This window comes from Fulvivirga ulvae, assembly GCF_021389975.1.
Lineage (GTDB): Bacteria > Bacteroidota > Bacteroidia > Cytophagales > Cyclobacteriaceae > Fulvivirga > Fulvivirga ulvae.
Map to the genome: position 1 here is coordinate 4,313,279 of NZ_CP089981.1, position 16,325 is coordinate 4,329,603.

The following is a 16,325-nucleotide window of genomic DNA, read 5'->3' on the forward strand; positions in this document are numbered from 1 at the left end:
GTGTATTCTGTGCGAATTGGCTAAGCACCTTTTTCCACCTTTAAGGTTCGGGCGATCAAAATGGCTACGACACTGAAAACCAAGGCAAAATATCCTACATATTCATAATTAAGTAGTGCTTTGGCGTCTGGTGTGACCGTTGAGGGCATTTCTGTAATTATAAAACCACCTATTAAAGCCGCCAGGCCTGATGATATTTGTTGTACTGACGATCTTATGGACATAAAACTTCCCCTGTTTTCAGGTTTAATTACAGAAGTTACCATGGTAGTCGAAGGGACAATTCTTCCGTTAGCCAGAATAAAAAATAAACCAGTAAAGATAAGGGCTTCCCAAAGCGGTACGGGAGGCAGGTGAGTAATGATTAGGATTGGAGCCATAACCAATACACCAAAAACAGTGAATACCTTCAGCCTTCCGTATTTGTCTGCCAGTTTACCCACCATTGGAGATGAAAAGATAGTTAAACCGCCCCCGACCAAGTAAATATATGTCAGTTGCTCTTCCGAAAAACCGACATTACCAACCATATAGGGGGCGATAAACGGGATAATTGTAAAGTGCCCTAGCATAAGCATTGAAGTGAAGAGCAGGCCCATCAACGGATTTCTTCTGCCAAATATTACTTTGATAATGGATACTATGCTTTCTCTTACAGAGACATTGCTTTGTGTGGTTATATGTTTACGCATGGAAGGTACATAGATGAATACCAGAGTACAGATAATGACACCCAACAGGCCAAGCAACAGAAACGGAGCATGCCAGCTGTAGATAGTAGCGAGGTACAGGCCGAAGGGTACCCCGAAAACTGAAGCGGCAGAAAATGAGGCCATTACAAAACCTATGCCGGCCGCCCTTCTTTCGAGCGGTATGGCGTCGCTTACTATTGACAGCACCAAAGCTCCTAAAACACCCCCAAAGGCACCCGCGATACATCGGGTGAGGAGTAGTACTTCGTAAGTGGGTGCAAAAGCACAAGCCAGTGTGCCTAATGTGAAACCTATATATACAAATATGAGACTCGTTTTTCGGTCGTATCGATCTATTAAAAATGCAGCAAAAAAACCTGAAGCCCCGGCAGAAAATGAATAAGAGGATACCAACAGGCTAAATTGCTGGGGAGATATATCGAACAACCGCATGAGCTGTGGGCCCAGTGGCATCATGATCATAAAATCCATGATATGGGTAAATAAAGCTGCAGCTAGTATGAAGAGGAGGAGTCGTTCTTTTGTCATCAGGAAAGTTGCGAAGATATAGAATAATGTTTGAACAATGAAAAATGTCCGAATTACCTCTTATTAAAACTTAGGTTGTATTATGAGACTGGGTACGCTGTATGTTCGTTTCCATTACAAAGCTTACGCTTAATAGTGGTTTTAGTTGTTGTTTTTTTCGTGTGGTATCTGTAGGGATGCTTTTGGGTATATTTTAATCACTTTGATGTTCTCTGATTTGATAATCAGGCGCTTAAATGTGAGGAAGTCAAAAATGATGTGTCGGTCAACACATCATTAAGGAAAAACTGTAAAATAAAGAGGCAAATTGAGGGGACTAAAAACCGGAAAAGATTTGAAAAAACAAGGAGATAATTTTATATTATAAAAGTCATTGTTGTTTATAAATGATATGGTATCATTGGCAATGATAAGGTAGTAGGTTCGTCTACTGGATTAACGAAAACTGGTCTTTAAATTTTTTATATGGACAATACAAAACCACTGATTTTGTTGGTTGAGGATGATGATATAGATGCATTTATAGTTAACACCATGCTTCCAAAATTTTGCGAACAGTGTGACATAAAGCGAGTTAAAAATGGAGCCGAGGCAACTGAGTATTTTAAAAATGCTGAGAATAAACGTCCGTCGGTAGTTTTGCTCGACCTTATAATGCCGTTTATGAATGGCAAGGAGTTCTTGTCGGAAATGGAAAAGGAAGGTATATTAAACCAGTTATCTGTTGTGGTACTGAGCTCATCCAGTAGTTCTTATGACCGGCAGGAGTGCGCTGATCTTGGTGTTGCCAAATACTTTGTGAAGCCTCTGACCCCGGATATTTCCCGGGAAATTCTACAGATGGCATCAGTGGCCTGAAGGATCCGGGATAAAAAACCGACTTTTTTTCTTCATCAATGTGGAAATTTTTCCACGCATTGAGCTATTGCTCAAAGCCTTATGTGGCCTGCTAGTTCCTTAATTTGTGCGGTATAAAGAGTTATGGCGCCTGTATTGCTTATTGGATCGATTTTTTCTCTTTGAAAGGTGATCAATAAACATACATATAGCTATGAAAAAAATACTTATTCCGTCCGATCTATCTGTCATATCTGAGAATGCAATCCGTTTGGCTGTAGATTTGTCACGTGCATTTAACTCCGAAATATACCTGGTTAACTTTACCAAACATCCGCTGGGAGAGTCTTTTACCGCTACCGGTGAAATAGACAAGAAGTATGCGGATGAAGAAAACGTATATACCATCAGCCTGGTGCAAAAGTACCATAAGCAACTAGGCCAGTTGGCCGCTAAATATAGTACTGCTACCAGCCCTGTGCACTACCAGGTATATGATGCAAACTTAAAGAAGGGGGTAACCAGTTTTATAAAGGAAAACGACATAGACCTGGTCATAATGGGTACCAGTGGTGAAGAGTCAGTCGATGAATTTTTTTCTGGCAATCATACAGAGCAGGTTATTGAAGTGGCTACCTGTCCGGTGATATCGGTAAGGGAGAATTATAGGCAGGGGGATTTTTCTAAGATAGTGCTGGGGCTGAGTACGGAAAGAGACAAAAAAGACAATTTTCTCAAGGCTGCTAATTTTCTCAATGACTTTGCTGTAGGGTTGAACGCCGGCATTGAGATTGTCAATGTTGTAGATCCCGATAAAAATAATAAAGCTGAAAGGGAAAAGGAGCTGCGCGAATTTGCCATGAAATTCGGTTTAAAGAATCATGCAGTAAATCTGGTGACGAATTCTGATAAAGAAAAAGGCCTGATCAGCTTTGCCAGAAATAGAAATGCCGGATTTTTAGCAGTTTTTACGCATGCTGAAGATGGCTTTTTCAGGATATTCCGAAACAGTTTGTCTGAGGATTTGAGTATGAACTCTGAAATTCCTGTACTTACTATCAATTTGCATAATATTTAGACCTGCGTGAAGACCTCTGATGTCGACTCCAGGATGAGCTTTTCGATAAGGCAACTTTTCTTTGCCTTATCTTCTGTTTTAGGCATTATTGCACTGCTACACCTGGGAAGAACCGCAATCGTACCATTAGCCTTTGCGCTTTTGATATCGTTTATTCTTTATCCCATATGCTCGTATCTCGAAAAACTGGGAACAGGCAGAATGTGGGCTATTGTATGGACTATTCTGGGGGTGGTGCTACTCATTTTTGGTATTGCATTCCTTTTCTCCACCCAGATAATTAACATCGTCAGGGAGTTTGATGATTTTAAAGAAAAACTCAATGACGTGGTGGCAGGTGTTACCAATTTCCTTAATAATAAGATTTCTCTGATACCTGAACTGAATGAAGAGAGTCTCAGGGAGATGAGCCAGCGCTGGTTTTCAGATAAGTCCGGAGGCCTCGTTACGAATACTCTCAACAATACTGCCCTATTTCTTACAGGAATTACTTTAACCATTATTTACACCTTCCTTTTATTGCTATATAGGCGAGGTTTGAAAAAGGCTTTTGTCAACTTTGCTGCTGAGGATAAGCGTGAGCAGTATGCCAGTATGATTGACAATATGCAACGGGTAGGGCAGAAGTACTTAACAGGCATGTTTATCCTTATTATGGTACTGGGCGTACTTAATAGTTGCGGGCTATTGCTCATAGGTATTGATTATGCCTTTTTCTTTGGGTTTTTGGCCGCCTTTCTGGCCATAGTTCCTTATGTAGGGACTACATTGGGAGGTGCAATTCCGGCACTGTATGCTTTTATGAATTATGAATCATACTGGTACCCTGCAGGCGTTATTCTCATGTTTTGGTTTATACAGGTTTTGGAGGGCAATTTCCTAAATCCTAAAATAGTAGGTGGCAACCTTAATCTCAACGCACTGGTGGCCATCATGGCATTGATCAGTGGCGGACTGGTCTGGGGCATACCCGGGATGATTTTGTTTTTACCATATATGGCCATTTTCAAAGTGGCCTGTGAGCATTATAAAGAGTTGAGCCCTATAAGCTATGTGCTCAAAGACGATTTGTATAAAAAACACGATAAGGAAACGGCAGTGGAGAGAAAAATTAAGAAAATATTTAAGAAATGAATCTTAAAAAGTCTCTTGGCAAAATTTGGAAAATACTGAAGCAAACCGGTGTTGAGTTTTTTAAAGATGACCCGATGGGCTACAGTGCGTCTATAGCTTTCTATACTATATTTTCTATGCCAGCCATACTCATTATTACTGTCACTATAGCAGGCTCGGCCTATGAGCAGCAGGCTGTTCAGGGCGGTTTAATGGAGCAGATCGAGGCCTTAATAGGTCCGCAGAGTGCTGAGGAGGCTAAAAGAATACTCGAAAACGCCAGAAATACTACATCATCAACCCTGGCGAAGATAGTAGGTATTGTGACACTTGTTTTCAGTGCAACAACCGTTTTTGTGTCTCTGCAAAACGGCTTGAACAAGATATGGGGGATTAGGCCCAAGCCTGAAAGAGGCGTTGTGAAATTTATTATGAACAGGCTACTGTCTTTAGCTATGGTCATCAGCATTGGCTTTTTACTGTTAGTATCGCTTTTGGTAGATACACTCGTGGTTGTTTTTAGAAATATCCTGTCAGAGTTTTTATCCGGCATGACTTATTATTTTGTGGCCGCTTTTAACATTGCGTTTTCATTATTAGTGATCACCCTGGTGTTTGCTATGATCTACAAAGTACTGCCGGATGCACGAATTAAATGGAGAACGGTATGGGTTGGAGCTTTTGTTACGACGCTATTATTCTCATTAGGCAAGTACTTCATTGGTTTTTATCTCGGCAATAGCTCCGTCGGTAGTGCTTATGGTGCAGCGGGTTCATTAGTCTTGCTGCTCATATGGGTATATTATTCGTCTGTGCTGGTGCTGTTTGGCGCAGAGTTTACCTATGTCTATTCCAAAACTTACGGGCATCGTATACGGCCAGATAAGGATGCTGTAATTGTAAAAATACAGGAGGTAGAAGAGGAAGACGGAGTTGTAAATGCATAATGGAGGCATATTATGAAAAGATCTTTAAAAATAATTCTCATTGTCTTGGTAGTGCTTATTGGTGTTCGTATTTATCTACCCTTTTGGGTTACTGATTATGTCAACAAAGTGCTGGACGACGTTCCCGGGTACAGCGGCTCAATAGAGGATGTCGACCTTCACCTTTACCGGGGTGCATACAAGATACATAAGCTAAAAATGGTAAAAACAGGGGAGGATATCCCCGTACCATTTTTAGATATTAATAGCATAGACCTGTCGGTGCAGTGGAAAGCTTTGTTTGAGGGCAGGTTAGTTGGTGAAGTAGTATTGCATCGGCCTGTTGTCAATTTTGTGTTGGCTATTTCTGATACAACCAAGGCTGAGCAGGCAGGAGGAGAGGCAGACTGGACGAGGCCGATTAAGGAATTGATGCCGCTGGAAATAAATAAGTTCAGTACGATAGACGGTAAGCTTACTTATAGAGATTATACCGCCAGCCCGCAGGTCAGCCTCTCGCTGGATAGCTTGCAGATAGAGGCCGGAAACCTGAAAAACGTTGAGGATGAAAACAACCCGCTACCCTCGCCCATTACAGCACAGGCGGTTTCTCTTGGGGGAGGAAAGCTAAACTTAAATGCCAATGCAAATTTATTGAAACAGATACCGGATTTTGATTTGAATATGAATTATGAGGGGGTGTATTTGCCGGCACTCAACGACTTTACCAAAGCATATGCTAAACTTGATTTTGAGAGAGGAACCTTTAATGTGTATAGCGAAATGGCAGTTGCTGATGGCTTTCTTACAGGGTATATCAAACCGGTGCTAACCGACATTAAACTGATCGACTTTTCTGAAGATAAAAAGAAACCACTGCAGCTGGTATGGGAGGCCATATCAGGGTTCATTTTAGAAATATTTGAGAACCAGCCCAAAGATCAGTTTGCAACCAGGGTGCCTATGGAAGGCAATCTTAATCAAGTGAAGAGCGGGATTTGGCCAACTATAGGCAATATCTTCAAAAATGCATTTATACAGGCATTCAAGAAAAAAACGGATGATTCCGTCTCATTTGATGACCTGAAGTCTGATGAGAAGGATTGATACATAGGCAACAGTTGAGGAATCTTCTCTACAATATTCGCAGGTTCTGAAGTCGACAAAAAATGCATGTCAACGCTGTTTATCCGCGGCATTGGCCATAAGTCGGCCGTTTAGGAAATCTGATGCTGGTTTTTCATGGTATTTGCAAGCTAAATGAAAAAATATAAAGAACTGATATGTCTGAAAATCAGAGGAGACAAAGCGTATTAATCCCATACATTTTATTTTTTTTTGTTTTGGCCGGGTGCAACACCATTAAACCCTATATAGCACGAGATTATCGTGATTGGAAAGCACATAATACACCCGAATCAGAAATTATACACAGTGTGTACCTGTATGGTGATGGCGGAGAGCTTGAAACCGGAAAGGTGCTGGATGTGCTTAGAAGTAAGATAATGGAGGAGGCTGAGAACAATAGTTCGTTAGTATTCCTGGGCGACAATATTTACCTCAGGGGATTGCCGGAAGAAAGCGATGATGACCGCGAAGAAAAAGAAAGGATAATCAGGATGCAGATGGATGTAGCTGAAGGATACACTGGCAATGTTATTTTTGTTCCTGGAAATCACGACTGGAATTATAGTAGCGAAGGCGGGCTGGCGCAGGTTATGAGGCAGGAGGATTTTGTAGAGGAATATTTAAACAGAGGTAACACTTTTCTTCCTGATAATGGTTGCCCGGGACCCGTAGAAGTCCGTGTAAATGATGCCCTCACCATCATTGTCATTGATACGGAATGGTGGATACACAAGTATGACAAGCCCCATGCACCGGAAAATGGCTGTAGCGTTGAGGATAAACTGGACTTTGTTATTCAACTGGAGGATATGGTGAGGAACAATGATGGACGTCATGTATTGATTGCAGCTCACCATCCCATATTTAGTAACGGAAACCATGGAGGCCATTATAACCTTCTGGATAATATTTTTCCGCTCAGGCTGGTTCGTGATAACCTGTACATTCCGCTGCCGGTAATAGGCTCTTTATACCCTTTGTTGAGAAAGGCGGGAGTTACTCCCCAGGATATTCCCAATGCTGAGTTTCAGCAGTATAAAAAAGCAGTTTTATCAATCATAGAGCAGAGGAGCAATACTGTGTATGCCGCCGGTCATGATCATAATCTACAGCTCAGGAAGGAGGGGCTGATGCATCATATTGTAAGTGGTTCGGGGGCAAAGCTCAACTTTGCGGCACGTGGTTTTGGAGCAACATATGTACATCAGAAGGCTGGTTTTGCCCGGTTGGTCTATTACAAAAACGGGGAAGCATGGGTTGAATATTATATTGTAGATAATGAAAACCCCGAAGGAAAGCTGGCATTCAGAAATGCTCTTTACGCTTTAAGTCCAAAGGAGACTGCTGTAGCAGATGCTGAAGAAGTGCCAGACTACTCGGACAGCGTCAGAGTAATGGCTGCCAATAAAAAATATAAGATTGGAAAGTTCGGTTCGATTTTTTTGGGAAGCCATTATCGCAAGGAATGGACCACACCCATTGAAGTGCCTTACATCGACCTTAAAAACTATCGGGGAGGGTTAAAACCAGTAATGAAAGGCGGAGGTAAACAAACTATTTCTATCAGGTTTATTGACGACGATAGTGTACAATACACTTTGCGCTCCATAGATAAATTTCCTGCAGGTGCCATTCCTGATATATTTAAAGATACCTGGGTCAATGATTTTGTCAAGGATCAAACTACTACATCTCATCCTTATGGGGCATTGGTTGTACCAAAAATGTCAGAAGCGCTGGGTATCTACTATACAAAACCCGAGCTTTACTATACACCCTTTACTCCATACCTGGGGCCATATATCGATGATTTTGGCGGTAGAATGGGGTTAATGGAAATAAGGCCCGATGAAGACCTGAGTGGTTATAAGCGATTCGGTTATTCGCAGAACATTGTAAGTACCGAAACATTGTTTGATCACCTCGAAGATGATAACGATAATGAGGTGGACGAAGAAATGTATTTGAAGTCACGGTTTTTTGATATGCTCATAGGTGACTGGGACCGGCATGATGACCAGTGGCGGTGGGCTGAATATGAAAAACCTGACAAAGGCTCAGTTTTCAGGCCGGTACCCCGTGATCGTGACCAGGTATTTTCATTGTATGACGGCTTTATTCCCTGGTTGCTTAGCAGGAAGTGGGCATTCAGAAACTTCAGTAGCTTTGATTATGACATCTCAGATATCAGAGGCCTTAATTTCTCGGCCCGTAATCTGGACCGGCGGTTGCTCAATGGGCTGTCCCAGGAGGAATGGCTGGATATAGCCAGGCAGGTCATGGAAGAACTGACAGATGAGGTGATTGATGAGGCCGTAAAAGATTTACCCGAGGAAGTTTATCATATTTCGGGCCCTGAAATAGCAGCCAAACTGAAGGCGAGAAGAAATGATTTCATAAAGTACGCACATCACTATTATAAGTTTCTGGCTGAAGAGGTAGACATTGTGGGAAGCGATAAGCATGAATATTTTGAAGTGCAGAGACTGAATGACGCAGAAACCCGCGTGCAGGTGTTTAAAACGAAAAAGGAAGGCAATATAACAGAAAAGCTTTTTGACAGAGTGTTTTTTACCGATGAGACTGATGAAATCAGATTATATGGACGTGATGGATTCGATAGGTTTGTTATTTCAGGGAAAGTGGATGATGGGATCACTATACGTGTAATTGGTGGCGATGAGAAGGAAGATATATTTATTGATAGCTCCTACGTAAGGGGAAGTGCCCGCAAAACCTTGTTTTATGATAATGATGATAACAGGCCTAATATGACTCCCGGCCCTGAAACGAGGATATTTACTTCTGAAAAGGAGAGTATTAATGCTTATAACAGAAACTCATTTGAATATGACTACATCGGGCCCCGGTTAAATTTCGAATATAATGTGGACGATGGCTTATACCTGGGTGGGGGAATTAAGATCGAACGCCACGGTTTCCGCCGCCACCCGTTGCAGACCGGGCACGTGTTAATAGCTAACTATGCCATGCAAACCAATGCCTTCAACTTTAGGTACGACGGCTGGTTTTACTCCATACTTGGCCCTTCATGGGACCTTAACCTGGATCTGGACCTTAAAGGCCCTCAGTACGTTTTCAATTATTTCGGTCAGGGTAATGAAACAGAAAATACCAGGCATATAGACTATTATCGTATCAGGATGAATTCACTGAAGGTCAATGCTGCAGTGGTAAGAAGGGTTTCAGGTGCCTTCCAAATTGGAGTGGGACCATATTTTGAATATACAGATGTCAACGAAAAGGAAGATAGCTTTTTGGGAGAAATGCCGGCACAAAGTATGGTAAACACCAACAGTGTACAATTTATAGGAGCTAAGCTTTACTCTCACCTGTCATTGGTAGACTTTCCTGTTAATCCTCGAAAAGGAGTAGTTTGGAGAAACGAGGTTAACTTTTACAATGAAATAGACAATGGAGAAGCATCATTTATGAATTTAAATACTGATCTTGCACTATACTTTACACCTAATCTGCCCGTTCAGGTAACTTTCGCCAGTCGTATAGGAGCGGCCACCAATGTCGGAGATTTTTATTTCTATCAATCCAACTTTATTGGGAACCAGGATAACCTCAGAGGGTATCGCCGTACCCGATTTGCAGGGAAAAGTAGTTTTTACAATAACAATGAGGTGCGATTCAAGCTATTTAATGTCAGGAATAACCTGCTGAATGGCGACCTTGGTGTGTTTGGTTTTTTTGATCAGGGCAGAGTATGGGGCGAAGGGCAAAGCTCATCTGACATGCACCGATCATTCGGGCCGGGCATATATCTGCACTTTTTCGAGATATTTTTACTGTCAGGTTCTTACGGTATTTCTGAAGAGGATCAGCTGCTGACTTTCAGGGCCGGTTTTCTTTTCTAACTAATAAGCAGCGTGTTATTAAAAAGTTTAATTATGGAGTTTTCAGAAATTATATCAATTGTACTCATATATTTTGTAATCCCGGTGTTGGTTGTATTTGGAGTAATGTATCTGATCAGGCGCAAGCGGGACAAGCAGGCCGGACGTAAACCATCGCACAAGATCAAAAGTATAAAAGAGGAGGAATTGGAAGGAAAGTGATCTCGCTATCACCATAAGGACTCGCTATTATCATAAAGATAAACGTGCAGGCAGAGTTGTAGGGGCAGGTATCAAGCGACCTGCGCCTCCCCTGTCAGACATTCCTGTAAAACAAACGGTGGTTTAAAGAAGTGAGCAGTTATTTGTTTTACTAGTTCATGTCAATGGTTTCTTCCGGTGCTTTAATGCCTGTGCTCGACCTGAACCCCGTAAGCAGTGACTTCCACCAGTAATTGAATATGGACTTCTTTTTATCCCTCTTAAATTGAATACTTCCTACCCTGAAGTTGCCATCCTTAACATTGTTGGTTTTCACTACAAAAGTGTTGGCTATAAATGACTTAATATTTTCGCCGAGCCCTTTACTTTGGTTTGATTCTTTGTCAAGCGTATTTATTTTCAGGCCTTCATAAGCGAATTTCATAGTGCCGTTGGATTCTTCCTGATTATACTTAAAGCTAAAGTCCAGATCGTTCATATGGCCCTGCTGAATTTTGACAAAGGCCACATCTTCAAGCATAGGGTTAAAGGCTTCCAGTTCCACACCCTTCATACTTCCTGAAACCGTATACTGCTGGTGGTTATCTGTCAAAGGAAAGGTAAAGGAAGCCTGAAGCAATGTTTTTCCCATCACGTTTGACCGGGCATCCATATAAGCAGTGTACTTGCTTTTCTTTTGTATAGAATCAACATTGGTGAAGTTATAAAATGAGGCATATAGCTCTTCAAAAGTTACCTTGCCCGGTCCGACACCCTGCTTTACGAATTCCTGGTATTCAATATTTCCCCGTTTTAACTGGATGGTATCTATGGCTATTTTAGGCTTGAGTTTGGCTATGAACTGATGCAGGAGCTCCGTATCCGGCTTCTGAGGAAAGGGCAGCCTTTTGTCACGGAATACCAGTGCATTGAAGCCTTCAATTGTAATCTTTTCGGTATAATACGCACCATTATTCAATAGTTGGTCTATACTGATACCACTGATTTTTATTGTTGGGTTATAAAGGTCCAGCCAGTCAATTTCATGATTAACAACATGAGATAATTTGTATTTTTCATGCCTGCTTTTAATTGTGGTAGAGTCTATTTCAATACTTCTGTTGTTCAGGTTGAAATTCACCTTTTTAATGGTTGTGAGATAGAGGCTGTCAGGGAAGGTAATGTTGATGTCAGACAACCTGAAGCCGAGCTCGCCGATGTCCACATACTTAAACTCATGGCTTGTGGCAGAGTCAGCTTCGATGTTTTCAACATCCAGTTCAAATTTACCCGATACAAGTTGATTACTGCTATCACCTTTTTTATTGCGGATGATAAAAGTACCATTATCGGTTTCAAAGGACTTGATCACCAAGTCTGGCAGATCGGGGGGGGCAGAAGTCTCCTGCCGATTTAAACTATCGGCATCCAGCACTCTTGTGAAAACCAGGTGAGGGCTGCTCAATTTAATACTTCCTACCTTGATCTGATTGTTGAGCAAATAAGATACTACACCCAGCCCGCTTATACTTAACTGACCAAAGCTGAAGGTGTAATGGTTCTTTCCTTCGACTGAAGTAATCGAAACGCTGTCCAGTGAGGCATGACCAGAAAGAATATTAACATCCAGATCTTTGTATGTAAGGTTTAGTGAGCTGTTTTTTAGTGAGTCAAGTTGCTTTGCAAGCTTTTCTTCTATCCATGGATTGGCATATTCAAATAAAAGAAAGGTACCAAGGGCCAGTATGACTAACAAGATGGTGCCTGATATAATTATAAATTTTTTGTTCAGCAACGCTTTATCTGTTTTGAATTATTTAAGGTAAAATTCATGCCAATTTAAAAAACTGAATAACAGTAGCTAATACAATTATGTTATTAAAACTGTAGATAGTATTACACAGAAAAAGAATAAGTTTTGGAGACAATTTTCACAGCCCTTGCCATTGTAACAGTTTTAGCTTCTCTGATTAAATTGGTTAAAAAAGATGCATGGTGGATTCGGTTTTTCGATTTTCCCCAGGTTCAACTTGTAGTAATAGGTTTCATAGCATTTATCGGCCTTTTATTCAGTTGGGATTTGAGTGTACTAACCAGGGACATCCTGCTGGCTATGCTGTTGGCTATATTGGTGTACCAGAGTGTTATCATATTTCCGTATACATTTTTAGCTCGTACAGAGTCACGGAAAATACACGGCGCATCAGATGAAGATCAGCTTAGCTTTATGATAGCCAATGTATACATGTATAATCGCGATTATGGTAAGTGTCTGGAACTTATTAAAGATCGTAACCCTGACCTGCTGCTTATGGTGGAGACTGACCATGGCTGGGAAAAAGCCATGAGAGAAATTGAAGGACTGTTTAAATATAATGTAAAATACCCTCTTGACAACACGTACGGCATCTTGCTTTACTCCAAGCTTGAGCTTATAAACCCGGAAGTCAAATTTCTGGTAGAGTCTGATGTCCCTTCGATCCATACACATATCCAATTGCGTAATGGAAAAGTTACCAGGCTTTATGCGCTGCATCCGAAGCCACCGAGCCCTACGGAAAACGATACTTCCACAGAACGCGATGCAGAGCTTTACCTTGTTGCTAAGGAAATACAACATGTAAAGACCCCTGTTATAGTAGCGGGGGATTTAAATGATGTGGCGTGGTCTCACAGTACACGGATGTTTCAGCGAATAAGCCGAATGCTTGATCCACGAAAGGGGAGAGGTTTTTTCAATACATTTCATGCCGGATACCCAATTTTCAGGTGGCCCCTTGATCATATTTTTCATAGTTCAGAATTTGGTCTGGCCGATATTAAGCGGTTACCCGATATAGGCTCCGATCATTTTCCGATGTTTATAGAACTGATATATATCAGAGAAGGCAGGAAGGAAGAGCCCATGGTAGAGCCCGTAGATGAAGAAGATATAGAGGAAGCCAACGAGAAGATCAGGGCTGCTTTGTAGTGCTCACCTGTGTGTCTCGAAAAAGTTGAACTTGCAATCAAAATGCATGCAACTGTAAATTTCTAGCAGGTGGCGTTCTACCGGTGACGCCACCTCCATAAACAGCACCCTCATATTCAAGATCATACTTTTAGCTTTGTCGAGATTGGGAGTTTTATTTTTCTTGTTTAGATATAGGTCATACTCCTTTGCCAGCTCCCAGGCAAGGTGAGCCTGGTATTTGGTGTATCCCTTTACATGGTAACTCAGTCTGTTGATGACTTTTTCAGAAGTCCCGACATAGATAACTTCCCCCTCATCTATGAATGCATAAACACCCTTAAAATCTGATAGCCTGCCCAGTTTCTTGATTATACTTTTTTCTCCCTGCCCCTTGCCGAAGAGATCTTTAACCCTAAAGGCTTTTCCTATTAATGATTTGAAAATCTCCAGCTTTTTAGGCAGGTAGTCTTGCGTATACTCTTCAAAAGTATGCTCAAAGTGGTTCATGGTAGTTGTAGTTATCATAGCATGTCTATAATCTGCGTCCTCTTATTAATCGGAAAAGTATAGCTATAACAGCGAAAATGAGAAGGATATGGATGAGTGATCCCAGGCTAAAAACGAATGCACCCAGCAGCCAACCTATGATCAGAATAACTGCCAGAATATATAATATGTCGCTCATTGTATTATCAGGTTTTGATTTATAAGGGTTCTATAGAAAAGGTTGTGCCATTGCCTATATTACCGCAGGAAGAACTTGAAAGTGGCTCCGTGCCGCTGTCTTTGAGAATAATGATCCTCTCAACTGTGGAATATATTCCCCGTTTTTTGAATAAATTTTGTATTATTAAATAAGCATATGTGTCCCAGGAGCCATAAAATACATTTTATAATATTGGTATAGATTTTTCTCTCCAAGGGGAGAGATGCAATAAGAGGTGATCTATGATAATATTAAAATTGATAGTGGCTATTTTGATGGCATTTGTAGTTTTTACGGGTACAGTTTATATCCTCTCAAAGCTGTTTTTTGAAAGAGTGAAGCTGGATGATCGTATACCTAGAGAAAAAATAAAAACATCTAATTTAACAATTAACAACTAGATGAAGGAACAGATACTGGTGGTAGATGATGAAGTAGAAATATGTTTATTATTATCTGGTATGTTGCGGAAAATGGGTTTTGGAGCAGAATATGCGCATAGTGTTTCAGAAGGAATCGAGAAAATAGGTAAAAGAGAATACGATATTGTATTCCTTGACCTTAACTTACCCGATGGTCTTGGTTTCCACCTAATACCCAAAGTGAAGACGGCTAATCCTAATTCCAAGGTAATAATCATCAGCGCTTATGACGGCAGTGTTGAAAGACAACGAGCTGTGTCAGAGGGCGCCCATTTTTTTATTCCTAAGCCCTTTAATAAAAAAATGATAGTAAATGCCCTGGAGGAGTTGCATATACCACATTCTTCCTGATTAAATAATTAAAGATTCAGATACAATAAAGATCCGATGGAGAAAATACTAATAATTGACGATGACAATGATATTTGCCTGCTATTGAATAAATTCCTGACGAAGAATAACTATGAAGTAGAATATGTAAATACTGGTGAGGAGGCCATCAGGTTGCTTAAAAAGGTGACTTTTGACCTGGTGATAAGCGACTATAGGCTGCCTGATGAAGACGGGGTAAGCCTCCTGAGGAAAATAAAGATTATAAATCCCGATACGGCCGTAATAATTATTACCGGCTATTCTGATGTGCGTATAGCTGTTCAGACTTTAAAACACGGAGCTTATGACTATGTAACGAAGCCGCTGTACCCTGATGAAATACTGGTGACAGTAAAGGATGCCATAAAACAACAGAAGGAACAAAAGCAGGTAGCACAGACAAATACAAGCAATAGCAGAGGAAGGTCCAAGGCGCAATCCAAGAAGTATGTTTCAGGCAGAAGCAGCCAGGCTGAGATCGTTCAAAAGCACATTGACCTCATTGCTCCGACTGATATGTCGGTGATCATTACCGGAGAGACAGGTACAGGAAAGGAGTTTGTTGCCAATGCAATCCATAACAAGAGTCAGCGTAAGGACCAACCCTTTATAGCTATAGATTGCGGTGCTTTGCCCAAGGAGTTAGCCGGTAGTGAGCTTTTCGGCCATATGAAAGGAGCTTTTACAGGGGCTTTGGCTGATAAACAGGGAAGCTTTGAATTGGCCAATGGAGGCACCTTGTTCCTTGACGAGATTGGAAATCTTACTTATGAAAATCAAATTAAACTGCTACGTGTACTCCAGGAAAGAAAAATTAAAAGATTGGGGGGAATAAAGGATATTGATATTGATGTACGTGTAATAGCTGCCACCAATGAGGATCTGAAGGAAACTGTACGAAATGGCAAGTTTAGAGAGGATCTATACCATCGGCTGAATGAATTCAAAATAGAACTCTCACCTCTCAGAGAACGGAAAACGGATATTCTGATATTTGCCGAGCATTTCTTGCAGTTGGCCAATGGCCAGCTAAATAAAAACGTAGAGAGGTTTGAGAGTGATGTAGAAGAAAAGCTTCGTAACTATTACTGGCATGGCAATCTGCGCGAACTGCAAAATGTTGTGAAGCGTTCAGTGTTGCTATGCCAGGGCGATAGTGTTAGTTTAGAGTGTCTTCCTTCTGAGATTATCTCTCCGGATTACCTCTCCTCAGCACTTATTTCAAATGATGCCCAGGCGGCTGACTTTACCAACCTGAAGTCAGTGTCTGAAAACGCCGAGCGAAGTGCAATTATAAGTGTGCTCGAAAAAACTGGCTATAACAAAACCAAAGCAGCAGAAGTATTGAATATAGACCGTAAAACTCTCTATAACAAATTGAAAGCATATGATATTAATATATAATTTATAGCGGTATGCCTTATGAAGAGCCACCCCAATTTGAAGAAAGTACTTTGGGCAACTTCATTTTTTTTAATCAAC

14 protein-coding genes are annotated in these 16,325 nt (G+C 41.1%); 10 read left to right on the plus strand and 4 right to left on the minus strand.

The window, feature by feature from the left end; genetic code table 11:
• Nucleotides 1-20 precede the first annotated feature (20 nt).
• On the minus strand, nt 21-1,241 hold the full coding sequence (locus LVD17_RS18440) for an MFS transporter (RefSeq protein ID WP_233760483.1): 1,221 nt from the start codon (nt 1,239-1,241) through the stop codon (nt 21-23).
• 465 nt (nt 1,242-1,706) lie between these two features.
• Between LVD17_RS18440 and LVD17_RS18445 the strand changes: the two genes are divergently transcribed.
• The 7 genes from LVD17_RS18445 (at nt 1,707) to LVD17_RS18475 (ending at nt 10,411) form a co-directional block, all read left to right on the plus strand.
• Nucleotides 1,707-2,099 carry a response regulator gene (locus LVD17_RS18445; RefSeq protein ID WP_233760484.1) on the plus strand — a complete coding sequence of 131 codons (393 nt, stop codon included), beginning with the start codon at nt 1,707-1,709 and terminating at the stop codon, nt 2,097-2,099.
• 193 nt (nt 2,100-2,292) lie between these two features.
• Nucleotides 2,293-3,156, plus strand: a complete 864-nt coding sequence (locus tag LVD17_RS18450; RefSeq protein WP_233760485.1) for a universal stress protein — start codon at nt 2,293-2,295, stop codon at nt 3,154-3,156.
• A 6-nt stretch (nt 3,157-3,162) separates the two neighbouring features.
• A complete protein-coding gene (locus LVD17_RS18455; RefSeq protein ID WP_233760486.1) occupies nt 3,163-4,290 on the plus strand; it encodes an AI-2E family transporter in 1,128 nt (375 codons plus the stop codon).
• Entirely contained in the window at nt 4,287-5,216 is a 930-nt protein-coding gene (locus LVD17_RS18460; protein WP_233760487.1) for a YihY/virulence factor BrkB family protein, read from the plus strand. Before LVD17_RS18455 ends, LVD17_RS18460 begins: the two co-directional genes overlap by 4 nt.
• A 12-nt stretch (nt 5,217-5,228) precedes the next feature.
• Nucleotides 5,229-6,302: a DUF748 domain-containing protein gene (locus LVD17_RS18465; protein ID WP_233760488.1), complete on the plus strand. Its 1,074-nt coding sequence runs from the start codon at nt 5,229-5,231 to the stop codon at nt 6,300-6,302.
• Nucleotides 6,303-6,478: 176 nt separating this feature from the next.
• Nucleotides 6,479-10,210 (plus strand): ShlB/FhaC/HecB family hemolysin secretion/activation protein, encoded by a 3,732-nt coding sequence (locus LVD17_RS18470; protein ID WP_233760489.1) that lies wholly within the window; start codon nt 6,479-6,481, stop codon nt 10,208-10,210.
• Between the two features lie 33 nt (nt 10,211-10,243).
• A complete protein-coding gene (locus tag LVD17_RS18475) occupies nt 10,244-10,411 on the plus strand; it encodes a hypothetical protein (protein WP_233760490.1) in 168 nt (55 codons plus the stop codon).
• A 151-nt stretch (nt 10,412-10,562) separates the two neighbouring features.
• On the opposite strand, the gene LVD17_RS18480 is transcribed toward LVD17_RS18475, so the two are convergent.
• Entirely contained in the window at nt 10,563-12,185 is a 1,623-nt protein-coding gene (locus LVD17_RS18480; RefSeq protein WP_233760491.1) for an AsmA family protein, read from the minus strand.
• A 123-nt stretch (nt 12,186-12,308) separates the two neighbouring features.
• Here LVD17_RS18480 and LVD17_RS18485 point away from each other — a divergent pair, with 123 nt between their 5' ends.
• The gene (locus LVD17_RS18485) at nt 12,309-13,361 is read left to right on the plus strand and encodes an endonuclease/exonuclease/phosphatase family protein (RefSeq protein WP_233760492.1); all 1,053 of its coding nucleotides are present in this window, start codon (nt 12,309-12,311) and stop codon (nt 13,359-13,361) included.
• Between the two features lie 3 nt (nt 13,362-13,364).
• On the opposite strand, the gene LVD17_RS18490 is transcribed toward LVD17_RS18485, so the two are convergent.
• On the minus strand, nt 13,365-13,850 hold the full coding sequence (locus LVD17_RS18490; protein ID WP_233760493.1) for a GIY-YIG nuclease family protein: 486 nt from the start codon (nt 13,848-13,850) through the stop codon (nt 13,365-13,367).
• Nucleotides 13,851-13,875: 25 nt separating this feature from the next.
• A complete protein-coding gene (locus tag LVD17_RS18495; RefSeq protein WP_233760494.1) occupies nt 13,876-14,028 on the minus strand; it encodes a lmo0937 family membrane protein in 153 nt (50 codons plus the stop codon).
• 422 nt (nt 14,029-14,450) lie between these two features.
• Here LVD17_RS18495 and LVD17_RS18500 point away from each other — a divergent pair, with 422 nt between their 5' ends.
• Both LVD17_RS18500 and LVD17_RS18505 read left to right on the plus strand, forming a co-directional pair.
• Entirely contained in the window at nt 14,451-14,822 is a 372-nt protein-coding gene (locus LVD17_RS18500; protein WP_233760495.1) for a response regulator, read from the plus strand.
• A 36-nt stretch (nt 14,823-14,858) separates the two neighbouring features.
• The gene (locus LVD17_RS18505; protein ID WP_233760496.1) at nt 14,859-16,247 is read left to right on the plus strand and encodes a sigma-54-dependent transcriptional regulator; all 1,389 of its coding nucleotides are present in this window, start codon (nt 14,859-14,861) and stop codon (nt 16,245-16,247) included.
• Nucleotides 16,248-16,325: the final 78 nt, after the last annotated feature.